Below are 26,165 nucleotides of genomic sequence, written 5' to 3'. Positions count from 1 at the left end.
AAAAGAACTAAACTATGGACAGTATAAGGTAGGTCAACTGATGAAAAAAGCAATTCTTTCGAATCTCGCAATCATCGCTGGTATTTCTCTCATAATCGTAAATTGTTCTTCTACAGAACCAAAAACGGAACCAGCTCCAGAAACTACATCCACTACTACTACTGATACGGTCGCTAACCGGGACATGAGTTTAGTTATGTTGGATGAAATCAACACAGCTCTTAAAGATTACCGCTATCCAGACGGTGCTCGTAAGAGAGGTTTTGCATACAAGCAAGCCGACATCCAAAAGGAAGATTTTAATACTTGGGCAAAAGATAACGTTGCTTATATTAAAGAAGCTTTGAACAAACTTCCGGCTGAATATGCTCTCCAAATCATCGGACATGCTGATGCATCTGGTCCAGAAGAAGCTGAGGGCGGAAAAAAAGGAAATAGCTATTACTCACAAATTCGTTCTGATGCTGTAAAAGATGCTCTCGTAAAACAAGGCATTCCTGCAGACAGAATTGTAACAAAAGCTGCTGGTTCTTCTGCACCTATTTCTGGATTTTCAGAAACAGATGCGATCAATAGACGAGTGACTTTTCAAGTTGTAGCAAAATAATAAAAATCTTTTGTTTCGACTAAGATTTGTTAAAAAGCCCACAATCTTTGTGGGTTTTTTTTTAATTATTTCTCTTCTGAATTGTAAAAGCCTTCTTGTTCGCAAAGACTATCAAGGAGCAAAAGATGCTTGGGCAGACACAAATCCAGAATTGGCTTTTGAGAGATTTCCATCAGGAGAATCTGGGCAATTTATTACAACATTGGAAAAGGCACATATCGGTTTCTTAAAGGATAAGTTTGATTATTCCGATCTAGCAGAATTGGCGGAAACTAGCAAAGAGCGGCTTAGGTTTAGTGCTTCTAGGGAATTAAGATCGTTTTTTTATTTAGAAACTGGTGAAGGATATTATGCGTCCGAAGCAGAAATCATTTATATGCATATCCTTCTTGGTTTGTATTTTGCTCGAGATAAACAATTTGAAAAAGCCGCGATTGAGGCTCGTTACGCGGGCAATTTATTGTCAGGCGAATGGAGTGCCGAAGGTCAGTTTGATGACCCTACTTTGCGTGTACTTTTAGCCAGTCTCTGGTTGTCTTGCGGCAACTGGGAGGAAGCAAGAGTTGATTTTAAGAAAGCATCCATCCTTGCCCCAGAAAACAAAAATTTACGTTCTCTTTCGAATATGAAAGTGGCTCCTGCTGGATTTACACTTATTTTTGGCGGACCCGGTGCAGAGCCAGTAATTAAAACAAAGCCTAACCTGAATTAACAACATATTCATGGAATCAGAGGCATTTAACGAGAGATAATTCCATACATGAGCTAATCGAGGATTCAAAATACTTTCAGAGAATGTCGGCATCGGCTCTTAAAGAAGGAGCGAAAGGTGGAGTAAAAATTACTGCGATAATAGTAGCAAGCTCACTTATTATCGCCGCAGGAGGAGGATTAACGTATCTCGGGGTTACCAATAATATAAATGAGCTAGGGGCGATTGGATTAGCGATCATGGTCTTTGGTTTAGTAAAAGGCGCGGAATGGAGTAAAGTCGCAATCGAAGGGACAGCCAAAAATATCAAAGAAGACTTAGATACATCTAAAGAATATCGTTATGTTCGTTTTTTACCAGAATACATTTGGATTACGCCCTCTCATACAAAGAGAATAGATATTCCGATTAGCAATAGTAAGGCGAAGTCGATTCGTATCGTGAAACCTTTTGGAAAAATACCGATCCAGTATGGATTTTTCTCAGACACTGATAAATAAAGTTTAAAGTCCATATCCTTCGACGGTGCTTATTTTTAAAAACTTTGATTGTTCCATCCATTCTACTCTGGTGGAATCCAATTTGATTAATCTTAATGTTACCACAATATACTGAATCTTTTTACCACTCTCGTAATTTACTAAATCATTTAACTCGCCTTTTAATGCATGCGATGGAGATTTAAATTTTCCGATGGCGACTCTGGTTTCACCATTTACCATACCTGTTTGACCAAAACTGACTTCTTTACTGGAATTTTCACGAAGTCTCGTGTCTACAAACGGGACATTTCTTTTGACAAGTCCCGTTGAGATTTCATTGCTGATGAGATCGGTATCAATGTGTTCCGAGGTATTGTTCTTAAATCGTTCCCATTCGAAATAACCGTTTTTGATTTCTGTAAAATAATGATTTGAGAGTGAGTTAACCATACTCTCGGAAGTCTCTCTGACTTCTTTGACTCCCCATTGTTTTGTTCCTTGTACGTGACTCGGATCTGCATAGGTGACCGACCGGCATCCTGAGGTAAAGAAAATCGAAATAAGGATAAGGATATTGACGCGGACAAAAAGCTTCATAGCATTAGTTTAGATTCTATGGATTTAAAAATCGAGCATTTTCCTTTCAGTTCTTTGCTCAGTTCGTTTTTAGATGTTCTAGCACTTCCTATCTTAAACATTTTAAAAACCACCGGAAGACTCTCATGGTTATATCTATTGAGTGCACTTGTGCTTGGTTTTTTAACTATCTTACTCTCTCTTTGGAAAAACAAACAATTAACCATGAGCAATGTGCTTCGCGAATCTTTTGATTTCGCGCATTGGAAACATCCTTCTTCTATTACTGATTATGTGTATTATTTTGTAGAAACAATTCTATATACATCATTTCTATCTTACTTTGTTATCACTTCCTTATCAGTTTCCATCCTTACATTTTCAACTTTACAATCCTTAGTGGGAACATTCAATCTGGGTTCCACGGTATGGATTCAGATAATCTATACGTTTATCTTTCTATGTGCCTATGACTTTAGTCGCTTTTATATCCATCGTCTGGAACATAAATATAAAGTTCTTTGGGAATTTCATAAATTCCATCACTCGGCAAAGACTCTGAATCCCTTCACCGTTTACCGGATCCATCCAATAGAGAGCCTCCTTTTAAATACACTGAGTGGGATCAGCACTGGTATTGTAACAGGAGTTTTCGTTTTGTTCTTTCCCGGGATCACCATGTACACCTTAGCGGGAGTCAACTTTGGACTCTTTTTATTTCATCTGTATAGCAACCTTCGACATACTCATGTTTGGTTGAATTTTCCAAAGACATTGAGTTATATTTTGCTAAGTCCAGCTCAACACCAAATCCATCACAGCATTGGTCCAAAGCACCTTGATAAAAATTTAGGCGCTATTTTTGGATTTTGGGATTATTTTTATGGGACCTTATATATTCCCACAGCAAAAGAAGAACTCATTTTTGGTCTGGCAGAGGATGAAAACGGAAAAGATTTTACCAATCTCTTTAGGATTTTCTATATGCCGTTTCTAAAAGTAATGAGGAAGTTAAAAAATAGAACCTAATATGGATTTTTGCATTTCAGAATTAAATACATCGGTTTTTAAATTTATAACTCAAAACTTACACCAAAATTGATTTGTCGAAATGGCCCTGGCTGGATTCCGATCGGTAGTCTTCCCGAGACATACTCTCTGTCTTGAAGGTTTTTTCCAGTCACAAAAATAGACCATTTTTTGACAGGATCTTTATAACCGAGAGAAGCATTGACGAGACCCACGGCAGGGATGATCCCTCTGTTTCCATCTGTACTCTCGTTTGGTGAGTTGGTGAGATCAGAATATTGACGATCAACGTACTGGTATTCACCTCGGATGTAATAACCATTTCGATGACTGGCCCCAAGAGAAGCAGTATAGACATTCATTGGCACGTAGGGTAGTTGGTTCCCGTTTGTATCGTTATTCATCAAATGTCCTTTCTCATCCAAGGTAAATGCTGGACGATTTACAAGTTGAGTGGTGCCATCAGCATTTGTCACGTATGGAAACGGTGTATAAGTGAGCGATTTTGCATTTGTATACGTGTAAATTAAATCTAATGGAACATTCCACGACCATCCAAAAAATTTACCAAAATCGAAGGTAACTGTATTTTCACTTCCACGGTGAATCGACTTACCACTGTTTACTGGCCTGGTTCCCACATCACCGCCGATCTCATTTGTATTGATGATTTGATCCCTAAAATACATCACATACCCGACTACTTCTGCATAAAGATAGTTTGTCAGATCGCCACGAAGTCCTGTTTCATAATTGATGGATGTTTCTGCTTTGAGACGGTAGTCTGTTCCCGTAGGACTGACAGCTGTTCCGTAGGTGGGAGGAGAAAATCCCCTATGGACTCCTGTGAACCATGTAAAGGTATCGGTTAAATCGTACGTAGTTCCAATACCTGGCAGGAGAATTTTCGTATAACTTTCGTTTCCCTGGTTCACAAACAAGATATCGCCCGTTTTTGTCGCTAATCGATTTGTTACATCTTGGTTAGTCGCATATCTACGTTTGTTATATACGCCTTGCTCGATCCATTCGTATCTAACGCCAGGGATGATTTTAAATTTTTCCGTGAGACTGATTCGATCTTGTGCGTAAATCGAGTATGCCTTTGCATTTCGGTCTTGTTGGCTATACGGGAAGCCGTCTTTTAAATTTGGATACGGAACCGACTCTGTACTCACCCTGTTCTTCTCAAGATGTGCTCGTATACCAGCATCAACCTCGTGTTTGAGTTCGCCAGTTTTAAACTCGGTCTCTAGTTTAACATCGATACCAGTCGTAGCAAAATTTTGGTTCCTTAACGGAGTTGAGTTTCGCATATAAATGACATCGCCTGGCCGAACTCCGATGATTCCTGGGCTAAATGTCGCAAAGTTATCGCTAGGTGGTTGAGCTGGTTCTCCGAATGTATTTAAGTTATTGTACGCAAAGTCTTGTCGTTGCCAATTCCTAACAGCGTTGTTTGTATAGATTCTTGTTATGAGCCTTGTGTTTTCCGAAATTGTATACTCGTGTCCGATGACTGCAGAGTTTCGGTTCAGATACTTTCTATCATAAGCCGCAGGATTGATTCGGGGGTTTTTCCAAAACAAACCTTGGGAGAGGCCCAAGTAAGTTGATTGTGCATCTTGTACTTGATACCCCAGCTTAAAGGTAACAGAGTGTTTTTCATTGATCTCATGGATGATTTTTACGGATACGTCATCTAACTTAAAACCCTGGTAATCCCTGAAACCATCACCTTGTTTGTGTAAGTAGGAAACATCGATTCCGGTTTTACCAAACATTCCGCCATATTGTGCAAAGTTTGACATATATCCGTTCTCGCCACCGATGCTCTTGTTCGAGAAAGTAGGCGTCGCGGGTGGGCGTCGTGTGACAAAATTGACGATCCCGCCGATGGTTGATGGTCCGAAAAGGATTGAACCGGAACCTTTGATGATTTCGACTCTCTGCATCCGGTCAATTTGTGGCGCATAATAACTTTCGGGTTGGCCATACGGGCTAAGAGATGTTAGAATTCCATCTTCGAGGATCAAAGTTTTACGAGATTCTTCGTTACTGACTCCTCTAAAACCAATGTTTGGTGTTAAACCGGCGGCATCTTGGAAGCGTATGGAGGCTCCAGGAACTCTTCGTAAGATTTCCATCGCATCTACTGGCTGTGTTTCCTCTAAGAATTTTTTTGACACTACGGTTGCCGAACCAGGAATTTTTTTGAGTGAGTCTTTGTTGCTACCTATGACATTGATCTGGCCTTTCGTGGAAGAATAATCCTCAAACTTTTCAATTTTCTTTTTCTCTTCTTCCGTAAGTGGTTTGGTTTCCTGATTTTTTTTCGGTTCCTGGGAGGAGAGAGCCAGTGGAAACAGAAAGAGAAGGAAAGCAATTTGCAAATTTAGCTTCAGTATCATTGCCTAATCTCCGTCCCCAGTAACGGTACTCGTTCCTGTACCCGAAAGTGCAGATAAATCTGTAGTTAAGGTAATTCTTAAAGCTCGTATGGCTTCATAAGCATCGCGAATTTTTGAAAGATCATTCGAAGTGAGAGATATACGGAGGTTAGATACCTGTTTTGATTTTGAGATAGCTTCTTCTATCTGGAAAATAATCTTACGATCTAGTATAGGATTTGTAGCGCGAACGTAGTCGGATATCCCGGCCCCTCCATTTCCTGTATAAAAAACTTGGAGCGAAACTAAATTTGCAACAAGCCCATCCATCGAAGCATCCGCATAACGAGATTCAATTGCTGAGGCGCGAATTGTTCCACCAGAGGCGATATTGAGTCCTGATGGGTAGCCGAGTTTTTTATCGACTAAATTATTGAGAACAGTCACCATTTGAGTGATAAGAGAATCTAGTGCTAGTTTTTTAGTTTCAAAGAAGCTACTGCCCAGTCCTGCGGAGGTGAGCTCTTTTAAAAAATTTCCACCAGTTTCAGACCAAGCGTTCTTTAATGATCCTGCATTTGTTGCGTAATCTGAAATTAAGGAAACAAGGAATGATAACCTGCGTCCCGTTAAGTTATTGCAAATCGAAATCAGACTCGAATTTCCTGTTCCATCGTCAAATAAAAGATACTCAATGGCAGGCAAACCCTTTGCCAGTTTGTTGAGTGAGGCAATGTTAGATGTATTTATAGTCGTTGAACCTACGATAAACTCATTGATAGCCGAGGTATCAGCGGGATTAGAGAGATAGGAAGTTGGCCAAGGATCAATGGTTTCATAATACCCACCTTGCACAGCTGGCCCAAACTGTACAATTTCAATGCTCTTAAGTTTTGTAAAGTTGACTTTCCAAAGGTCTTGTAAATTTTGCAAAGCGGTCGTATTAGCACAGTTTTGAGAGTAGCTATCGGCAGCGGTTTTAAAGGTAGTTGCTTCATTTGAGAGAGAAGTGTAACCTGCAAGAATGACGTTGTTTCCTAAGTTTGAAAAAATAGCCGTTGTATCATAGGTTCGTGATGTTGTGTACAACGATCCATTGAGCAGGGATTCTAATGTAATCTCTGTACGATTACGAGTACAGTTTCCTATAGTTAAAAAAACAAAAGATAAACCTATTAATAAAATATTAAAAGAATTTATCTTTATGGTAATAGAAATTAATTTCACTTTTGAAATTACGGATTAGTAATTTTTCTGATTTTGTTATCACCCGCGCAGCTAACATAGATAACCTTGTTCGTGCTGTCATAAGTAATTCCTCTTGGATCGTTAAAGGAGGCAGCTGTTCCGGATCCGTCTGCACTACCGGCAACACCGTTCCCCGCAACCGTGGTTACTACTCCTGCGGGAGTAATTTTTCGTATAGAATGATTGCTTGAATCAGAAACATAGACATTATTAGAACTATCAATGGTCAGTGCATATGGTTTGTTAAATCTTGCAGCGGTTCCCGTTCCGTCTACATTTCCTGCCGTTCCCGCTGACGAACCAGCAAAAGTGGTTACATCACCAGCGGTAGAGATTTTTCGGATGACATGATTTAAATTGTCAGCAACAAAAACATTGCCAGAGCTATCCGCTGTGATTCCCTTAGGGTTATAGAATCTCGCATCGGTGCTTTGTCCATTGATAAAACCAGAAGTACCTGCTGATGAACCTGCATAAAGTGTTACGTTGGCAGCAGTATCTGAAATTTTACGTATCTGGTTATTGTCCACGTCTGCCACATAGAACGTGTTAGATGAGCCACAGAAAATCCCTTCAGGTTCAAAAAAACGAGCCGTTGTGCCTGCGCCATTTGTTGTTCCAGAAACTGCGTTTCCCCCTGCATAAATGGAGGCGGAACCTGCTGATGTGATGCGAATGATATTATGGTTTTTGGTATTATTTACGAACACATTGCCAGATGCATCCACACAGATTCCCTCTGGATTGTTGAGTGGGTAACTTGCGAGTCCATTCGTATCCAAAAATACGGTCACCTCGGTTTCTTTGGTAATTTTCTTAATTTGTTTGTTGGTCGTGTCTGCCACATAAAGTGTTCCGTCAGCAGAATTGACTCCTATGGCCTCGGGTTTACTAAATCCTGAGACAGAAAGAGTCGTTACCACAGAAGTAGTACCACTTGCCAAAGCAATGGCGGCTAGCAGAGAAACTTGGTCGTTTTTCTCTTGTGGTTGGCACTCGATAAGTAAAATGATTAGGAAAAGAGACAAGATTTTGGATTTTGTAGGGAGTTGGTGAGCCATGGTGTTCCGCATTTTTATATTCTTTCTAAAGATGAGATTGATTCTCATTTCAAGTCTTTTTTAGAAGGCTCACTTGTCAAATTTTATTAAGAAAAAATACTTTCAAAACAAAGGTAAAAACAACTATGCGAAGGTAAAATTCGTGAGATAACCTTCTACAGACTTTGCAGGGATCGGAACACTAAAAAAATAACCCTGGCCTCGATCGACACCAATGTCTGCGAGTATCCCTGCTATCTCTTTCGTCTCGATCCCTTCGGCGACTACACTTAACGATATATTATGCGCCAGTGCAACAACGGACTCAATGATGGTTCTAGATTCTCGCTTGTCGGATAGATTTAAAACAAAACTTCTATCGATTTTTAATTCATCAAACGGTGCATTCACAAGTTGTTCTAAAGAAGAGTACCCAGTACCGAAATCATCTATCGAGAGACTAAAGCCTTTCATAGAAAGCCTTGTTAAAATTTCGAGGCAACGAGGATTGTTGCCAATTTTTCCTGTCTCGATGAGTTCAATCATAATGAATTTTGGATTGATCTCATATTTTTTTGCTAGATGTTCAATTTGTTCGGGAAGACTCGTATCAAGCAGATCAAGTATACTTATGTTAATGGAAATACTTTTCTCATATCCTTTTTTCTTCAGTCCACCTAAGAAGGATATGGCTTCTGAGATCACAAACATTGTCATTTCCGTCATGAGGCCTAGCTTTTCGATAATTGGTAAAAATTGATCTGGAAACAAGAGTCCGAATTTTGGATGGTTGATTCGGATTAGAGATTCAAAACCACTCACTTCCTTTTTTTTTAAATCAAGCTGAGGTTGGTAATAGAGTTGGAAATATTTTTCGGAAAACGCTTCTTTAAAAAATTCGATTGTAAATTCATCTGCAGGAATGGCAATTTTTTTAACTTTGTCTGGGATTTCATTAAACTTCCGAATCAATTCAAATAAAGTATTGATGGAAAAAGGTTTGGTGATCGTGCCCAAAATATTTAATCCGTATGCTTTTGCAACTTGTTCAGCGCTTGCTAACACTTGTTTGCTATGGCCACTCACCAATACGATGTGAGATTTTGAACTTTTTTCTCCCAAATAACGTAGGATTTCAACACCGTCCATTTCGGGCATAAATAAATCAAGTATGATCAAATCGATATCATCTTTATAAATCTTTTGAATGTCTGCTGATTGCACGATCTTCTGAATCGAAATGAAGCCTATTTCTTCTAAAATGGGTTCAATGATATCGATAATATCAATGTCATCATCAATGATGATTGCTTTATTAAATTTTATCATATAATTTTTCCCAAACTTTTTGTTCAAACTCTTTGATGCGGTACGGTTTTTCGATGAAAGTAAAACTTCGAAGATCTGCGGATTCCTTTTCATGCAAATGGCCTGGAAATCCAGATGATAATATGATCTTTAATTGCGGATAGTTTGTTTGGACAAATTTTGCTAGAGCTATCCCGTTAGTCTCACCAGGCATAATGATATCAGTGATGATCAGATCTATTTTATGTATTCTCAGTTGTTCCATTGCCTCCAGGCTACTGGCGGCAGTGAAAATCTGATAGCCAAGATCTGTTAAAATATAAGCAGCAATTTTTAGCATAGGAAGTTCGTCATCAACCAATAAGACCGTAAAGTTTTTGTTTTTTGTGTTATCTCGAGCGTCCTCTTTTTCTATGACTTTCTTCTCATTAGAAGATAACATATCCTCTGTTAAAGGAAAAAATAATTTAAAACATGTTCCTTTTCCGAGTTCTGAATAAACTTTGATAAAACCATCGGATTGTTTCATGAAACCGTAAGTGAGAGATAGCCCAAGACCTGTGCCTTTGTCTTTTGCCTTCGTTGTGAAAAAGGGTTCAAAAATTTTCTCCTTAATCTCTTCTGGAATGCCTGAACCAGTATCTAGAATGGTCAACTCCGCAAAGAGTTTTTCATTTTCACTGGGTATGTTATTTTCTGGATCAAAAAATTTATTGGATCTTTCCGTTCGTAGTGTAAGTGTTCCCGCATGATCCATCGCGTCTCGAGCATTGATGGCTAAATTTAAGATTACATTTTGGAGTTCATTTTTATCTAAACTAACGAGCAAAGGCTCGGCAGAAGTTTCAACTTGGATTTCAATTTCCTTCCCGATTACCCTCGCTAACATTTCTTCATTATCCCTAATCACTTCATTTAAATCAAAAATTTGAGGAGAGAAGGCTTGTTTCCTAGCGAAGGATAATAATTTTTTTGTTAGCTGAGAGCCGCGATCAACTGCTCGCAAGGAAGCATCGATCTTACTTCTCACTTTCAAATCCTCAATCGGAATTTTCCTAGCAATTAGTTCTAAATTTCCCATAAGAATGGCTAAGATATTATTAAAATCATGTGCAATGCCACCGGAGATTTGGCCGAGAGCTTCCAGTTTTTGAGATTGTTTTAAATGCGATTCCATCGACTTTTTGTAAGTGATGTCTTTCACAATACCTGTAAAAAATTTTTCACCTTCAAACATCCATTCTGATACAGATAGATCGATGGGAAATACTTCTCCGTTCTTTTTTAATGCAGAGATTTCTCTTCCTTTTCCTATGATTTTTTTGATCCCTGTGGAATGGTAGTTGGATAGATAGGTATCATGTTCTTCTCGAAAGGGAGTAGGCATTAAAATTTTAATATTTTTACCGGTAAGTTCTCTCAATCCATAGCCAAACATGTTTACCGTTGACTCGTTTGCCATACGGATATTTCCTTCGATATCAATGATAATGACGGAATCGACAATATGTTCTAATATCGTTTTGAACTTTGCTTCATTTTCGATTAAACCAAACTCGGCCAGTTTTCGTTTTGTGATATTTTCGTGAGCTACCACGATTCTTACAGGACCATCCCCTTTAAATTTCGTGATTCTGGCGACAAACCAGCGTTTTTCTATGGGACTATGGCATTGGTATTCAAGAGAAAAATCTTCCAACTTTCCATCCATTACATCTTGCAGACTCTTTAAAAACGATTCCGATTCTTCAGCGAACGGTCCTTCTGTGGAAGAGCAGATTTCAATATAATTCATTCCAATAGAATAATTGGCAGAATGCAATTGATTGGTATCGGCAAAATCTTTCCAAGCCTGATTGACGTAGATGACCCTACTTTCCTCGTCTAATATTGCGATATGCGCGCTGAGTGCATCTAAGGTTGCTCGGGAAAGATGTTCTGCTTTATGTTGGGCAATTTCAGATAATTTTTCTACTGAGATATCCGTAACCAAAGCAATGAAGCCGATCACGATGCCGTTTCTAAGGTCAGGAATGTATTGGGCGAGAGTATATCCAATCTTTCCATTTGGTTTGACAATCGTTCTCTCAAAAGTTTGAGGAATGCCTAAAAGAACTTGTTTTATATATGATTCATTCTTTTGGAACAGAACCTCTCCTAAAACTTCCTCGATTCCCACTCCGATGATTTCATCTGGATTTTTTCCAAACCAATCGATATAAGCTTTATTGGCAAACCGACATTTTAATTCCACCGTCCAGTAGCCTAACATACTAGGTAAAATATCCGTTAAGGTGCGAATAAAAATTTCAGCTGCTTCCTTAGATTGATTTAGAGTAAAGTTATCAAGTGCATAGCCGATATCTGCTGCCATCTCATTCAGAAGATTTTTTATATCGTCATCATATGCATTTCTCTCGGAAGAAAAAACCAAAAGTACACCGATGACTCTACCTCCTTCTACTAATGGAACTCCTGCGACAGACGACCACTGGTACGTCTTGGAATGTTCGCGCCAATCGGAAAAGCTTGGATCAGCACTCATATCTTGGCAAAAAAAACCTTCCTGATTTCTGATACTATTCCCAATAGTACCAAGACCAAACGGATGTTGTAACTGATTTGTGAGCGTAATTTCTTTCAACCATTCTGAGCCCTTGCCTGAATGTGCTTTCGGTTCGATTCTCCCTGTGAATTCATCTATGATTCCGATCCAGGCAGTGGTCATTTCACCATTCGTTACCAAGTTTTGACAGATTTGGTCAAAAAGATCCTGTCTTGTCTTACTATGAACAATCGCTTGATTGCAATGAGTGAGCGCAGTATATGCATGATTTAATCGAGTGATCTTTTTTTCGGCTAACTTGTTTATGGTGATATCTCGGGAAACTACTATAAATTTGGGTTCTTCGCCATCCGAGTCTTTTTTTCGAACCACAGACAGCTCAAACCACCTTGGTCCCGCGGGGACTTCTAATTCGATTTGATGACCGATCGAACTGCCAGAGGTTGATGCCTCTAAGATTGCTTTCATCCCCGTTTCTGCGGCCGCTTTGGGCAATACATCGGAGATATTCTTTCCTAAAATTTCATCGGGCGAAATATACAAGAGATCATTTCGCGGTGTGTGAAAATCGTAATAGGTTCCACTGAGGCCGACTTCAAAAATAAGATCGGGCAACGCATCTAGTGTTGCTGAAAGTTTATGATTGATTTGATTTTTTTCTTTTATTGCGGTGGATAGTTTTAATGCCATTTTGATGGCTGCTTCGATGACAAAACTTCCTGAACCTTTGATGACATAACCGTAGTTTGGAATCGAATCCGTTTTTTCGACAAATTCCTTTTCTGAATGGGATGAGACAAAGATAATCGGTATTTCCTGAGTTTTTAAGACTTGGATAGCTGTTTCTGTTCCATCAATCCCTTCACCTAAATCAATATCCATGAGTATCAAATCGACGTCAGTAGCATGGGTTTTACAGTATTCTACCGCCGATTCGCCATCGTGAAAATGAAGGACAACATAACCTTCGTTCTCTAAACTTCTTTTTTGTTGAAGTGCGATGATCTCCTCATCCTCGACGAGTAGGATTCGTATTAATTTGTTTTTCATTTGCTTTCTTCATTGATAGAAAGATGCATGGGTTTCTTTCTAAAAGAGATTATACTGAATGATACTTTGCATTACAATTATAATCAAATCTATTTGTCAAAAGACAGAAAAGAAATCACATAATAAGAGTTAATCTATTTGTTGGAATTGTTTTTAATTTGGGATTTAGACTAGTAGTCTAAACTAAAAAAAAAGAAAGCTGGAAATTTGAGTATACAAAGTTAGAAAAATATGATAAAGGTTAGTTTAAATTTTCATCGCTTTAATCACACAGATTATTTTTTAACGCAGGCAAAATATTCTCATACCTGCTGAAAATTTAATCTCCGTGATTGTTATCATTAGTATAGGTACTTAAATTCGGAGCATCTTTTTGAAACTAAAGCTTATTTTGATGATTCTCTTCTTAATTCTGTCTTGTGGGAAGAACGCAGAGCAACCAAGTGAAACGCAGGAGGAATCTTTTGCTTCCAGAAAGGCATCACCAGTCGTAAGTCCCGTCACGGACGAATCAACATTATCTATATCTGGAGAATCCACTCCGATTCCAATCGAACAAAAGCCGGAAAATCAGTTAGGTAAAGTATTTTCACCCATCAATACAAGTAAAGAAAGACTACTAGAATATAACATCCAGTTATCCTATCACTGTAATGATTTAATCAAAACGAGAAAAGAGCTATTAGTCTTTATCTCGAAATATGGTTATCTGGAATCAAGCTCCGCAGTCAATAGTACGTCACCTTTTATGACGGCAAAAATCCATGTATCAGCTAATGCTTTATATGACGCCTTACAAGACTTAGATAAATTGGGACTTTTGTTATCAGAAGATATTTCAACTACGGATCATACGGAAGTTATGGTTTGGCAGAAACGAAAGGCCAGTCGTGAAACTGTAAGACAACGCCGAAGGAATTTGGCTAGCGGGCAAATTACGGCTGGAGCTAAGAATTGGCAACAGGTAGAGGATTCTGTCTCGAATAGTGAAGACCAATTGGATTTAGCGGAACAGGAAACTTGGAAAATCACGGATAGAGTGAAATGGGCAACTATAAACGTCAGCTATACCACACCCACGCCATCAGATGCCATTCAAATTCCTGCCTACAAGAATGCATTCATAGGCCTTTTGAATCTTTTTTTAGAGCTCACGTATTATCTGATTTGGATCCTGCCCTGCCTTGCTGTTTTCGCTACGATCGGCTATTACCTGAATCAACTTTACAGTCGATATAGAAAAAAATAGAATTCTATCGAAGGTGCATCTAGCCGATGCTTGGCGATGGATCAAGTCTCAAGTTTCCGATGTCAGCAAGTATCCGATAGGATTCCAATCTGACATCGAAATCGTAAACCATCGTATTAAAAATGAGTTCATCGGAATGTGTTCTACCCAACAATTCGGATATTTTTTCTGTAACTAAATCCTTATCACCAAAGATGGAGGATTGTAATCTTTGATGGAGAAATGCCTGTTCCTGTAAATTTAAATGTTTTAAGGATTCAGGTTTCGGCGGTTCCATTTGCCTTGGTGCACCTTTTAATAGACTTAAAAAACTTAATATTTGAGAGCTAGCTAATTCATTTGCTTCTTCAACACTATCTGCAATGAGAAGGTTCACTCCCATCATCACATAAGGTTTCTCTAGATGTTCTGAAGGAGTAAATACACGACGATAGAGATCGATGGCATACATCATTTGCTCGGGTGCAAAATGTCCAGCGAAACTAAAGGGTAAACCGAGTCTCCCTGCAAGTTCTGCACTGTAGCCACTAGATCCAAGAAGCCAAATCGGAATCTCTTTTCCTTCTGACTGTATCGACCTCACCCTCTGACCAGGGTAAGGTGGAGATAAATAAGAGCGTAATTCTTTGAGTAGTGCTGGCAACTCTTGTCCTAAAGATGTGGGCTGACGTCTCAGTGCGAGAGTGGTCTCGGGGTCTGTTCCAGGAGCCCTACCGATCCCTAAGTCGATTCGATTTGGATGGAGGGATGCGAGCGTTCCAAATTGTTCTGCGACAACAAGCGGCGCATGGTTTGGTAGCATGATCCCTCCAGATCCCACTCGGATCATGGAGGTGTGGCTTGCGACATGTCCGATCAAGACGGCTGTGGCTGAGCTTGCGATGCCAGGCATATTGTGATGTTCCGCCAGCCAAAATCGGTTGTATCCCAATTCCTCTGCTAATTTAGCGAGCCGAACAGTATTTTGAAACGCATCCGAAACAGAATCTCCCGCAACCACGGGAGATAGATCTAATATGGAAAAGGGGACGTCTGCCAATGGAGTCATGGTATCTACCTATTCATCAGACTAAAAAAAATAGGAGAAACAGATCCTCATTTTGCAAAAATTTGATCGAAGGAAGCTCCATCTGCAAAATGATCCTTTTGGGCATTCACCCAACCGCCAAAATCTGCATCGATTGTTACCATTTCAATTTTTGGAAACTTGGTTTCATACTTTTTGAATGCGGTCGCGCTCCGTGGTCGGTAGCCATGTTTGGCGATGATTTCTTGAGCGGGCTCAGAATATAGGGATTTCAAATATGCCTTCGATGCTTCTAAAGTTTTATGCTTTTGGGCATTTGTTTCTACAAGTGCTACCGGAGGCTCTGCGAGAATACTTCTGGAAGGAAAGACGACTTCAAATTTATCTTTACCGAATTCATCAAGTATTAAAAAAGATTCATTTTCCCATGTGAGTAGCACATCACCTATTTCATTTTTCGCAAAGGTTGTACTTGAACCTCGTGCTCCAGAATCAAGTACAGGAACGTTTTTAAAAAGTGTCTTCATAAACGCCATCACTTTCGCCTTGTCTTTGTTAAATTTTTTATCAGCAAATGACCATGCGGCTAAATAATTCCAGCGAGCACCGCCACTTGTTTTTGGATTGGGAGTAATGACACCGATATTCGGATTGATTAAGTCATCCCAATCTTTAATCTTTTTCGGATTTCCCTTTCTGACCACAAATACAATGGTCGAAGTATAAGGCGTGCTATTGTTGGGAAGCGATTTAGCCCAATCACGTGAGATTAGTCCTTTCGAAGCAATGATATCTATATCGTAAGCGAGGGCAAGCGTTACGATGTCCGCCTCCAGTCCATCAATGACGGATCTTGCTTGTTTGCCGCTTCCACCGTGAGATTGTTTGATTTTTAACTCTTCACCAGTCTTTGCTTTCCAATAGTCCACAAACATTTTGTTATACTCTGCATAAAGTTCACGAGTTGGATCATAAGATACATTTAACAGGCTTAGGTCCCCTGCTATCAGTCCTATCGTTTGAAGAGAAAGAAGAGAGAAAAGTGTTACTCTTTTTAAAAATTTTGTCATTTTGATTTCCTTTAGTGATTTAAAATTTAGATCCTTTAAAATACGGGATATGATGCAGGACAAATTCCCAAGGCCGCTGTAGTGCCAATCGCAGGTAACTCTGTCACTTCGCTACCATAGCGACATGCTAGATTGGGGGTTATCGTTTCTGTCACTGCCTTTCGATCGGAAACGTTGATTTCTTCTTTGAAAAATTCTTGTACTGTCGGAATTTTACTGAAAGCAGTCTTTAATGTCGTGTTTCCCAGAATGATTTTCTTAAAACAAGCAGCATCCTGAAATGTAGCTGACACAAGAGAATTTGACTCTGCTCCTTCAAACAAAGCGATTTCCGCAGCCGAAGCAATCCTGAGATTTCCAAGAGGAACATCCTCGTATTTCAAATCTAGTGCTTTATTCGTGACAGCATTGATGGAGACAGTGCTATCATAATTGATGCGCATATCGGATTTAGCATTTGCAATCGAAAGATATCTATAGCGATTGCTAAGTGAAGTCAAACTCTCGGAATCCTTGCAAAAATAAACTTTTGGTACCACTTTCACGCATCCAGTCGTGCTATTTTTGGCACCCTCAGAGATCGAAGTAACCGTAATTTGTTCCCGAGCAGCCAACGCTGTTTTTACGATTTCTGAACAATCAGAGTAGTTATTGAATACGAGAGTCATGCTGTTATAATAAGCTGCCACTTTTGAAATCGTTTCTTCCGCATTGGTCGAAAAGGAAAAGAAATTATTTTCACGACACCTTCCTGATCCAACTACGCTAGCCTGTGCATTGTAAACAATTTTACCTGCTTCGGTTTCTGTTTTCTCAATCACAGCACAATTCCCACTGGAAGTATTTTGTAATAATCTCAGGTACTCACCATACTCGTTTAAATTTTTTTCTTTTTTTTCATTACAATTATAAAAATTTGCGGTTAAGATCATAATTAATACTACTAGATTTCTAGATCGATTCATTTCCTTCTCCTAAAACAGACTGTACATGAGTTCTAAGTATCCAAAGTGGGAGTTCATCTCCCGACCTGTGGTATTGATAGTGAAGTCACCTGGCTTAAAATACGCATAGCCTATGTTAGCCTTTACGCGGGAATTTAGGTCGTATCTCGCTCTGAAATTGTATTCGAATCCCATATATTCACCACTTTGTCCTGTTTGGTCTCGTAAATTGCCAACTCCACTCCATCTATCTTTGGCACTTGCTAAATAAAACCATACAACAGCGGTATCAACTTTTACGCCTCGCAATGGTTCGAATTCGACAACAAGTTTTGGAGATTTTAAATTCTCCATTTGGATATAATCGTTGCTAGACCAAGGTCTGGCAAAGCCGTATAGTCTCTCAAATCTTTGGTTGGTGTTATCATTTGGATTTTTATCTCCTGACACATATCCAAAGAAAAACCCTGCTCGTGGTTTCCAGGGATGTTGGAAGGAATAACCAGTTTCAAAAGTATACGCCATAGCCTCATGCCTTTGTTGTTTGTCTGTATCATTTACGCCAAATTGGGTCATTGCTGAAATGTCATAATCGAAGCCAGACATATATACATTATAGAATCTAACACCTACGGTATGAATTTCTCTTCCGATACGATTGTTCGGTTCAAAGGCGAGTTTTGTTTCATTGAACTTGGATTGGTCCAATTTCGATTGTTTGAGACCTAGATAGAAAGGTTCGATTGTTATGATTTTCGAAAAGTGACGAATATGCCCGATGACACCCCCAAACAACTGATTTCTGACTGGTTTATCAAGTTCATTCGTGAGTCTTTCCAAGGGTTTAAGTGCAAGGAAATCGACGCTCCAATTGTTTTGGTCTTTGCCAAGAGAGATTTTGGCTCCCTGGAAGGTATTGGTTGTATTTCTCCATTCATTTAGACCGATTAGCCTTCGGTCCAAAAATTCAAAGCACATAATCCCATAGCGAATGCTAAGTGGACGATTGAGGCCTACCCCATCTTTAAAAAAAAGTTCACCATAGGCATTGATTGGTTCAGCACGATTAACATCGCGATTGTCCACCTCATATTTACCGTTCACACGCTGCGCATCTTCAATCTCGACGGCAAAGCGAATCGGATCCAATACTTCTTTGATTCCAAAATATCCCCTGGTTCTAAGTAGGAGAGGACGGTCGACGCCAGCATCAGGTCTTCTTAAGTCATTTTCCCTGTGTTCATAGCGAGTTCTGTAGTCAAGGCCCGCTTCAATCCAATCTAAGTTTTTAAGAGAGGATATACCAGTCTGGCTCAAAGTTTTCACGTAAGTTTGCGGAACTAGAATTCTCGTGGTGCCATAACTCTTGGGATTAACGTAATAATCCTTTTCGTTCTTTCTTTCTTCTTCCGCTAATTCTTGTTTTATGGAGTCAATGCCCTTTCCATCGTTCGGCTGGGATTCATATTTAATCTCTGCAGGCGGATCTAAATCCAAAACATTTTCAGCAACCTTGTCCGTTTTATTTTTATCCTTTTGAGATCCTTGCGCCAGCAGCGAAGATCCAAGCAGGAGCGCGCAGAGACAAATCCTCAAGAATTCTTTTTTCATATTTTGTTTCATCTCAGGCCTCCTTGTTCGGCTGGTAGCGCCATCCAAGGATAATTTCCGCTTTAGTCAACAAAAAGATCTGCTATATTGAATATTTGGAAATTTTTTCTTCCAAATGTATGAGAAAATCCTTAAAAACGGATAAAATTCGGAAAAATCGGGTATTTTTGGAAGGCAGAGGAGGCTTTTCCCCGCCCAAGCTTTCGCACAAAGGCAGGAAAAGAGAGGAAAATGGTCTAAAAAGGTTTATAGATCGCCAGGAGTGAGGCAATCAGACCCAGTACGGGCAGCGCGATCCAAAGACTCTGTGCGATGGCTTTCGATCGATAGGCAGCACCGAGAACTCCCGCAAAGACAAACCAAATGAGAATTTTTGGGTACAGCCACATCGGCCAAGTGGTCCCATAAAGTTTTGCTGCAAGACCAAATCCGCCAATTAAAACAAGTAAGGTGGCAATGCCATGAGTAATGGCGACCTTAGCCCGCCAAGTATTAGTCGTTTTTTTTCCACCATTGATGGTAAACAGAGCAATTCCACCAAGCGAAAGAAAAAAGAGAAAAATCCCGACCAGATGTAAAACTTTATAAAAAGTGTAAGGCATAATCAGTTCTCCGAAAGTAATTAGGTTTCATCCTTTGGCTTGGCAGAGACAGTTGCGAACATTTAATTGATTCAAATACTAAAAAATGAAAGATAAATCTCTCATCTTACTACGCGGCCTTCCAGGAGCTGGAAAAACAACTCTTGCCTCTTTGCTTGTGAAAAACAGGATGCTTTCCTGTTTCTCTCTAGATTCCTATTTTACCAATGAAAAGGGAGAGTATCAATTTGATTACAAAAGAAACCATTTAGCCTACAAGGCATGCCAAAGCAATGTGGAAGAGGCGATGCAAATGGAAGAAAGTATCATTCTCGTGGACCAGACCTTTGCACTTTTGTGGGAAATGCAGCCCTATCTAGATTTAGCCAAAAAGTATGAATACCAACTTTTTGTCTGCACTGTAGAGAATCGACATAATGGAAAGAATCAACACGGGATTAGCGATGAACAGGTGCTAAAGATGGCTAAAGGATTTAGTGTAGAAATATTACCAGAGGATTTAAGAGAAGGGTGAAAGAAATTAAAACCACCGTCGTGAGTTCTAAGAACCCACCACAGTGGCAACAAATGGAGACTATCTCCAGTTGTTAGTTTTTGGTTTTGCGATGTTTACTTTCATCTCACGGTTAAGGATGTTCTTACCGTTCAAATCTTTAATCGCATTGTCAGCTTCCTGACCATCTTTCATTTCGATAAAGCCAAAACCTTTCGATCGTCCAGAATACTGATCAGTGATGATCTTAGCAGAAGTTACTGCGCCGTGTGCACCAAAAAGCTCGCTAAGCTTGCCTTCGGTCATGTCATAAGAAAGGTTTCCAACGTAAATGTTTACTGACATATTATGTCCTCTAAAGTCAAATTTGGACTCTGTATTCTGGAAGTTTCAATCGACGGGTGACCCAAGGTTTAAGGTGGGTTGTGGTAGGAACTCCAGGGAAATGCAGGAAAACTTAAGAAAGCTATCGGCGTGCAAGCTAGAAAGGACTACTTCGGCGGTGAAAAATCTACAATACTCTGAATCTCCCACCACTTTAAATTGACTCGTAAAAATAGCAAGTGATAAAATGATTCAGAGTAAATAATGTGTGCTTTACGATCTTCTAGTGGTGGTGGTGTCCGCCTGGTCCGTGTACGTGTCCATGCTGCAATTCTTCTTTTGTGGCCTCTCTGACCGTTTTAATCGTCACATCAAAGTGTAAAGTTTCGCCAGCTAACGGGTGATTGCCGTTAAGTACAACGTCTGCCTCACGAATCTCTTGGAGGTATAGTACCATCTTTCCATCTGCAGTATCGGTCTGGAATTCCATTCCTATTTCAAGTTCTGCTTCCGGTGGAAGTTCCGCTTTGGGGACTTGAAATATAAGGGTCTCGTCATATGTCCCGTAGCCATCCTCAGGAGAAACTTCCACTTTCTTAGAATCTCCGTCTTTCAGACCCTCCAATTCTTTTTCCAAACCTGGAATGATATTTCCTTCGCCATGAAGGTACATAAGAGGTTCTTCTGATTGGTCCAGAGTCTCTCCTTTAGAGTTTTTCAGGTGGTAAGAAAATCCTACAACCTTTCCTGTAGTGATCGTATTTGACATATTCTAAACAAAATCCCAGCGGAAAAAAAATGTGCAACCTAATAAAAGGTTGGTACCAAAGTCGCTTCTGAGATTTTTACAATCGGTTTAAAAAAAAATATGAACTGGTCTCTACTCATCCAAGTACTCGGTGGTCTGGCAATTTTCATCTACGGGATGAAGCTTCTGAGTGAATCCCTGCAACGTGTCGCTGGCGATCGTTTGCGATCCTTCCTTTCGTCCATGACCCGAAATAGAGTTTCTGCAGTCTTTAGCGGGATCTTTATTACCTCCACGATCCAATCTTCCTCAGCAACGACAGTTCTCGTTGTTGGATTTGTAAATGCCGGACTCATGCAATTAACAGAAGCAGTCGGAGTGATCATGGGTGCCAACATTGGTACGACCATTACAGCTTGGATTGTATCCGTGATCGGATTTAAGTTCAATATTTCTACGTTTGCTTTGCCAGCGATTGCAGCGGGTATGGTTCTTCATTTTTCTTCCAAGGAAAGTCGGTCGGGTTGGGGGAGTTTTCTCATCGGATTTGGATTTTTATTTCTCGGTCTAGATTATCTTAAATCATCTGTCCCCGATTCCGCGAAAAATCCGGAAACATTTCAATTTCTGCAGCAATACACGAATATGGGATTTAATACGATACTTCTGTTCGTTCTCATTGGTGCCTTACTTACCATCATCATCCAATCTTCCTCTGCTTCGACGACCATTACCATCACTCTTGCTTTTTCCGGATTCATCCCGATCGATGCAGCTTACGGGATGATTTTAGGAGAAAATATCGGGACCACGATTACGGCAAACTTGGCTGCCATCGCTGGGAATCGAAATGCAAAGAAGGCAGCTTTAGCTCATACGGTTTTTAACATCTTCGGTGTGATATGGGCTCTTCTATTTTTTAGAGTTTTTACCGGCCTGATTGATGATCTGATCCCGGGTGATCCTCTGACAGATAAAGAATCCACAAGATTTCATATCTCATTGTTCCATACCATGTTCAATGTGATGAACACTTTGATACTCATCTGGTTTGTGAATTCACTTACCAAATTTGTAAGCAAAATTGTGGATGCCCTAGCGAATAAAACAGGACGAAAAGATAAGAATTCGATCCGTCTTCTCCAATCTGGCGCTGTGAAAACGACTGAACTTGCCATGGTGGAGCTCAGTGAGTACACAAAAAAGATCATTCGAGAAACCTATGACTTTTTCCGTCTGACAGAACAGTTGATCCTGGATCCTTACAACGCAGGCAGAGTGATACAAGTGCTTAAAAAAGAAGAGGAGCTTGATGTCACTCGATCCGAAGTTATGGAATATCTAAACCAGATCCAAGAAACAGGGATTACGGGTTCTTATGGTAAGGATGTCCTAGGAATCATGGAGCGGGTGAAAGCTGTTGAAGAAATGGGGGATAATTTTGCTGGGATAGCTCGCAAAATAAGAAAGGCACATAGACAAAAGCTTATCTTAGATAAAGGTTTCCAAGCCAATATCAAGGCTCAAATTGAACTTTTAAAAGAGCATTATGAATTGCTCCTTAGCAATTTAGAAAAGAGTGGATCTTTTGATATTTTAGGCAACCCGCAGATACGGACGCAGAGTCGCGAGTTTAGAGGAAAGATGATTCAAATTTTAAAGAAGAATGAATCAAAGATACGTAAGAAAAAATTCCAAAAGAAATCTAATTTTCTATCAGCACTTCTCTACCGTGATATCGCGAGAAACTTGGACAATATTTCCAGGTTCTTAAATACTTCGATTTATGCGGATGTGTAATTAAACCAAAATGGCGGAGTTGCTAAGCAACTCCAGCCTCTACTCCTGCCAGAGTTCTAAGCGCTTCATACGCCTTCTCTTTCTGGTTCACTTTCGTTTTGTTTACGGCTTTTCTGATAATCACATCCCATTGTTTTTCAGGATGTTCGCCTTTCATGTTTTCGAGTACTTCTAATACATTTTCATCATCTGATGCATTAAAAATCTCTTCGGTGTCGTAACGGAATAAGCCAAATAGGGCATCGATATAGTCACCGACACTCATGCTTTCCTTCTCTCCATTTACGATTTTTTTCTTTTCCATTTTTCGCAGATCGCGTTCTCTGCGTTCAAGTTCCGTGCGTTTCATAATCCACCTTCTATTTTGGTGTCACTATCTCCATGTTTTCCGAACTAGGGCACGGTGCACAGAAAAAAGCCGACGGAACAGATTGAAATAGTAAGGATTTGTACTAAAATCCACATGTTTCCTGTCGGGATTTAGAGTCTTTTCCGTTTAAGAATTCGAAATCATACACGGTACGAAGTTGTGATGCCGACCTCGCAAGTAAGTTGAGAAAAAAAGAAAATAGATTGGAAATTGTAAAATAATAGGATATCATCGTCCCAATTTAAATCAGCACGGTGGCCTTTTTTGCGACTTTCCATGTTTGAGAGGGGCAGTATTGATCAAATTTTGGAGGTAGAGTGCTCTCAGAAGGTCATGAATTAAAGGAAGAAGGTTTCGTTCGATTAGCCTTGGAACATAGATCCATATTGGAACCTTTATTATTAAACCAAGAAGTACAACATTCTTGCTCCACTTTTTCCTCAATCTTCATATGGGATGTTGACAATACTACCTGGTGGAAAATTGAAAATGATTGTTTGATATTAATTTCCAATAATGGGAAAAGCTACGTGCCACTTGTACCACGAGGGCCTGGGGATAAAAAATCAGCCTTTGTCTCCTTCAAAAAATTAGCACATCTCTTTGGTTGGCCCATCATAAACATCGATTTTGTTGATGAGAAAGAATCGGGTTTTATTCCAAATCTAAATCTTCATGAACCTTATAGTGACTATATATATGAGACACAAAGCATTATTGATCTCAAAGGCAGCAGATACGCATCCAAACGCAATGCCAGAAATTCTTTTTTAAAAAACTATTCAGATGTCGAATGTTTACCTTACGACATATCAAGATTAGGTGATTGTATCGAGCTTTTGGATAAGTGGCACCCCCAATCTAATTTTCAAAATGAGATTCACCAACAGAAAAAAAGAGATGCAGATTACCAGTCCACCTTGCGTGCATTAAATCATTTTCGGGAATTGAATCTGACGGGGATGACCTTAAATATCGATGGAAAATTGGCTGGTTTCACTTTTGGCGAAATCCTAAACAATGACACTTGTAATATCATCATTGAGAAAACTGATAGGAATTTTAAGGGATCGGCAGAGTTTATTTGGAGTGAATTCTTAGCAAGATATTGGAAAGATTCAACATTTTGCAATGCAGGCGATGATTGGGGAGTCCCTTCGCTTGCTTGGACCAAAAGAAGTTATCATCCTATTTCGATGCTGCCAAAATGGAGTGCTAGTTGTGCGGTATGAAAAATTACAGGATACGTTTAGGAGTCTCTGGCGATCTTGAGGCACTTCTTCTGATCGAATCGGAATGTTTCAGTTCTGATGTTTCTTTTAATTCGAGACAGTTAAAATATCTTTTAGCCAAAAAGAGCATCTTGGTTGCTACAGATCATACTAACTATGCGATCGGACAAATTACAATCCTCATTCGCCATCATTCTATTCTAAATAACTTAAGAATTTATAACTTAGCCGTCCGCTCTCCCTATCAGGGTCAGGGTATTGGTAAGGCACTTCTGGAAAGCGCATTCAAAAAATATGCGAATCAAAATACAAAACGGATTACTTTGGAGGTGGAAGAGGATAGCCCTGCCATAAAATTCTATTCAAGTTTTGGATTCAAAATCGAGTCCAAGTTGAAAGGATATTATACAAAAGATAAAAATGGATTCAGAATGGTTTATCATACGACTTGACGTTGGTTAAAAAACGGTTCTAATTGGTTTCTGGTCAAGGGAGCTCACATGAAACAAATTTATTCACATTTCTTGCTCTTATTTTTTATCTCAAACCTTCATGGCGCCGATCTCGACATTTCAAAAATGAGAGATCCAAAATCCATTATGGAAAAAGTAAATAAAGGCTATGATGTAAACTCTGTTAGATCTAGCGATGGTTATACGTTACTCCATTATGCAGCAGAATTAGGAAATGTAGAGCTTGCTAGTTTTTTGATTAAAAAAGGCTCAAGTTTAAATCCGACTATGAAATCTGGAGCTACGCCTCTTGGAGTTGCTATCAACTTTAATAAGAAAGAAGTGATTCAATTTTTATTGGATGCGGGAGTAGATCCAAACTTCAAGCTTGGAAGTAACGATTCGCAAAGAAGCCATTTTCATTATTATATAACAAAGACGAGAAAAATCGACAAAGGTATCTTTGCTCTTTTTCTAAAGAAGGGCGCTAATTTGGAAACTATAGATTTTTATACGGAGACACCTCTGATTTCCGCAGCCCAACTCGATTTTATCATGAAGGACAATGCTAAATTTTTAATCGAAGCAGGTGCTAATATTCAGGCCGTCAATAAATTTGGCATAACGCCTTTGATGAATGCCGTTTTTATCCAAAACATCGACTTACTTAAATTCCTGCTCCAATCAGGTGCACCAGTTGATCAAGTAAACAACGAAGGAAGTTCGGCATTGATCGCTATGATTCATATGGGCACAGGTGTGGATTCAGATAAACAAAAACCCACAATCATTGATATTTTATTGAATGCGGGCGCCAATATTGATTTGCAGAATAACGATGGCAATACGGCCATTCACCACGCGGTTGTAGGTGGCAGACAGTCAATTTTGGATTTTCTGATACAAAAAAATCCGGCTGCTGAGATTCGAAATAAAAAAGGGAAAACGGCACTTGACTTAGCCATTATTAATGAAAATTGGGATGCAGTTAAATCTTTGTTAACGATCGAAAAAGATTTAGACAAGTTAGATTCCTATGGTTCTACTAAACTTCATAGTGCGATCATAAATGAAAAAATGGAACTCATCAAACTTCTTTTGGCGGCCGGTGCTGATAATGAAACAAAGGACAAGTGGGGAAAGTCGCCGATTGACCTTGCGAAGTCGCTAGGAAATCAGAAAATTATCTCTCTTCTGACCGACTGATCACTTGACGAAGATCAAGTATCCCCTCT

24 protein-coding genes are annotated in these 26,165 nt (G+C 39.5%); 10 read left to right on the top strand and 14 right to left on the bottom strand.

All coding sequences use genetic code 11. The features are described 5' to 3' along the window. Positions 1-40 precede the first annotated feature (40 nt). The 3 genes from loa22 to EHQ58_RS06820 all read left to right on the top strand — a co-directional run bounded on the left by loa22 (position 41) and on the right by EHQ58_RS06820 (position 1,819). The gene (gene loa22 / locus EHQ58_RS06830) at positions 41-607 is read left to right on the top strand and encodes an OmpA family outer membrane lipoprotein Loa22 (RefSeq protein ID WP_135623134.1); all 567 of its coding nucleotides are present in this window, start codon (positions 41-43) and stop codon (positions 605-607) included. Positions 608-656: 49 nt separating this feature from the next. Continuing rightward, positions 657-1,319, top strand: coding sequence for a hypothetical protein (locus EHQ58_RS06825; RefSeq protein WP_135623133.1), 663 nt, complete (start codon positions 657-659; stop codon positions 1,317-1,319). Between the two features lie 83 nt (positions 1,320-1,402). Then, positions 1,403-1,819 carry a hypothetical protein gene (locus EHQ58_RS06820; RefSeq protein ID WP_135623132.1) on the top strand — a complete coding sequence of 139 codons (417 nt, stop codon included), beginning with the start codon at positions 1,403-1,405 and terminating at the stop codon, positions 1,817-1,819. Positions 1,820-1,822: 3 nt separating this feature from the next. Here EHQ58_RS06820 and EHQ58_RS06815 read toward each other — a convergent pair whose 3' ends face one another. Next, positions 1,823-2,398: a penicillin-binding protein activator LpoB gene (locus EHQ58_RS06815; RefSeq protein WP_135623131.1), complete on the bottom strand. Its 576-nt coding sequence runs from the start codon at positions 2,396-2,398 to the stop codon at positions 1,823-1,825. Between the two features lie 18 nt (positions 2,399-2,416). On the opposite strand from EHQ58_RS06815, the gene EHQ58_RS06810 reads away from it, so the two are divergent. Further along, the gene (locus EHQ58_RS06810) at positions 2,417-3,406 is read left to right on the top strand and encodes a sterol desaturase family protein (RefSeq protein WP_135623130.1); all 990 of its coding nucleotides are present in this window, start codon (positions 2,417-2,419) and stop codon (positions 3,404-3,406) included. A 44-nt stretch (positions 3,407-3,450) separates the two neighbouring features. On the opposite strand, the gene EHQ58_RS06805 is transcribed toward EHQ58_RS06810, so the two are convergent. The 5 genes from EHQ58_RS06805 to EHQ58_RS06785 form a co-directional block, all read right to left on the bottom strand. After that, positions 3,451-5,817 carry a TonB-dependent receptor family protein gene (locus tag EHQ58_RS06805; protein WP_135623129.1) on the bottom strand — a complete coding sequence of 789 codons (2,367 nt, stop codon included), beginning with the start codon at positions 5,815-5,817 and terminating at the stop codon, positions 3,451-3,453. Positions 5,818-5,820: 3 nt separating this feature from the next. Continuing rightward, positions 5,821-7,023, bottom strand: a complete 1,203-nt coding sequence (locus tag EHQ58_RS06800) for an imelysin family protein (RefSeq protein ID WP_167883556.1) — start codon at positions 7,021-7,023, stop codon at positions 5,821-5,823. A gap of 8 nt (positions 7,024-7,031) precedes the next feature. After that, positions 7,032-8,105, bottom strand: a complete 1,074-nt coding sequence (locus tag EHQ58_RS06795; protein WP_167883555.1) for an SMP-30/gluconolactonase/LRE family protein — start codon at positions 8,103-8,105, stop codon at positions 7,032-7,034. A 123-nt stretch (positions 8,106-8,228) separates the two neighbouring features. Beyond that, complete coding sequence (locus tag EHQ58_RS06790; protein WP_167883554.1) at positions 8,229-9,413, bottom strand: EAL domain-containing response regulator; 1,185 nt, start codon at positions 9,411-9,413, stop codon at positions 8,229-8,231. After that, on the bottom strand, positions 9,400-13,008 hold the full coding sequence (locus tag EHQ58_RS06785) for a PAS domain S-box protein (protein ID WP_135623125.1): 3,609 nt from the start codon (positions 13,006-13,008) through the stop codon (positions 9,400-9,402). Before EHQ58_RS06785 ends, EHQ58_RS06790 begins: the two co-directional genes overlap by 14 nt. A 373-nt stretch (positions 13,009-13,381) precedes the next feature. Between EHQ58_RS06785 and EHQ58_RS06780 the strand changes: the two genes are divergently transcribed. Beyond that, positions 13,382-14,257, top strand: a complete 876-nt coding sequence (locus tag EHQ58_RS06780) for a DUF4349 domain-containing protein (protein ID WP_246047203.1) — start codon at positions 13,382-13,384, stop codon at positions 14,255-14,257. Positions 14,258-14,276: 19 nt separating this feature from the next. On the opposite strand, the gene EHQ58_RS06775 is transcribed toward EHQ58_RS06780, so the two are convergent. The 5 genes from EHQ58_RS06775 to EHQ58_RS06755 form a co-directional block, all read right to left on the bottom strand. Then, complete coding sequence (locus EHQ58_RS06775; protein WP_135623124.1) at positions 14,277-15,305, bottom strand: LLM class flavin-dependent oxidoreductase; 1,029 nt, start codon at positions 15,303-15,305, stop codon at positions 14,277-14,279. Positions 15,306-15,352: 47 nt separating this feature from the next. After that, the gene (locus EHQ58_RS06770) at positions 15,353-16,354 is read right to left on the bottom strand and encodes a sulfate ABC transporter substrate-binding protein (protein ID WP_135623123.1); all 1,002 of its coding nucleotides are present in this window, start codon (positions 16,352-16,354) and stop codon (positions 15,353-15,355) included. A gap of 35 nt (positions 16,355-16,389) precedes the next feature. Continuing rightward, entirely contained in the window at positions 16,390-17,319 is a 930-nt protein-coding gene (locus tag EHQ58_RS06765) for a hypothetical protein (RefSeq protein WP_135623122.1), read from the bottom strand. Positions 17,320-17,328: 9 nt separating this feature from the next. Next, entirely contained in the window at positions 17,329-18,921 is a 1,593-nt protein-coding gene (locus EHQ58_RS06760) for an alginate export family protein (protein ID WP_135623121.1), read from the bottom strand. A gap of 224 nt (positions 18,922-19,145) precedes the next feature. Beyond that, complete coding sequence (locus EHQ58_RS06755) at positions 19,146-19,511, bottom strand: hypothetical protein (protein ID WP_135623120.1); 366 nt, start codon at positions 19,509-19,511, stop codon at positions 19,146-19,148. A gap of 85 nt (positions 19,512-19,596) precedes the next feature. Here EHQ58_RS06755 and EHQ58_RS06750 point away from each other — a divergent pair, with 85 nt between their 5' ends. Continuing rightward, positions 19,597-20,025, top strand: a complete 429-nt coding sequence (locus EHQ58_RS06750) for an AAA family ATPase (RefSeq protein WP_135623119.1) — start codon at positions 19,597-19,599, stop codon at positions 20,023-20,025. Between the two features lie 60 nt (positions 20,026-20,085). Here EHQ58_RS06750 and EHQ58_RS06745 read toward each other — a convergent pair whose 3' ends face one another. Further along, positions 20,086-20,349 (bottom strand): RNA recognition motif domain-containing protein, encoded by a 264-nt coding sequence (locus tag EHQ58_RS06745; RefSeq protein WP_135623118.1) that lies wholly within the window; start codon positions 20,347-20,349, stop codon positions 20,086-20,088. 262 nt (positions 20,350-20,611) lie between these two features. Beyond that, positions 20,612-21,097: an FKBP-type peptidyl-prolyl cis-trans isomerase gene (locus EHQ58_RS06740; RefSeq protein WP_135623117.1), complete on the bottom strand. Its 486-nt coding sequence runs from the start codon at positions 21,095-21,097 to the stop codon at positions 20,612-20,614. A 99-nt stretch (positions 21,098-21,196) separates the two neighbouring features. Between EHQ58_RS06740 and EHQ58_RS06735 the strand changes: the two genes are divergently transcribed. Then, positions 21,197-22,876 carry a Na/Pi cotransporter family protein gene (locus EHQ58_RS06735; RefSeq protein WP_135623116.1) on the top strand — a complete coding sequence of 560 codons (1,680 nt, stop codon included), beginning with the start codon at positions 21,197-21,199 and terminating at the stop codon, positions 22,874-22,876. 22 nt (positions 22,877-22,898) lie between these two features. On the opposite strand, the gene EHQ58_RS06730 is transcribed toward EHQ58_RS06735, so the two are convergent. Then, positions 22,899-23,225, bottom strand: a complete 327-nt coding sequence (locus EHQ58_RS06730) for an LB_289 family protein (protein WP_135623115.1) — start codon at positions 23,223-23,225, stop codon at positions 22,899-22,901. A 338-nt stretch (positions 23,226-23,563) separates the two neighbouring features. On the opposite strand from EHQ58_RS06730, the gene EHQ58_RS06725 reads away from it, so the two are divergent. The 3 genes from EHQ58_RS06725 to EHQ58_RS06715 are packed head-to-tail and all read left to right on the top strand — an operon-like array spanning position 23,564 to position 26,136. Continuing rightward, positions 23,564-24,478: a DUF2156 domain-containing protein gene (locus tag EHQ58_RS06725; RefSeq protein ID WP_135623114.1), complete on the top strand. Its 915-nt coding sequence runs from the start codon at positions 23,564-23,566 to the stop codon at positions 24,476-24,478. Further along, entirely contained in the window at positions 24,475-24,930 is a 456-nt protein-coding gene (locus tag EHQ58_RS06720) for a GNAT family N-acetyltransferase (protein ID WP_135623113.1), read from the top strand. Before EHQ58_RS06725 ends, EHQ58_RS06720 begins: the two co-directional genes overlap by 4 nt. Positions 24,931-24,978: 48 nt before the next feature. After that, the gene (locus tag EHQ58_RS06715) at positions 24,979-26,136 is read left to right on the top strand and encodes an ankyrin repeat domain-containing protein (protein ID WP_135623112.1); all 1,158 of its coding nucleotides are present in this window, start codon (positions 24,979-24,981) and stop codon (positions 26,134-26,136) included. Positions 26,137-26,165 lie beyond the last annotated feature (29 nt).

The sequence above is a fragment of the Leptospira ognonensis genome, assembly GCF_004770745.1.
Lineage (GTDB): Bacteria > Spirochaetota > Leptospiria > Leptospirales > Leptospiraceae > Leptospira_A > Leptospira_A ognonensis.
Note: the sequence above shows the minus strand (reverse complement) of the source record. Positions and strands in the feature narration are given on the sequence as shown.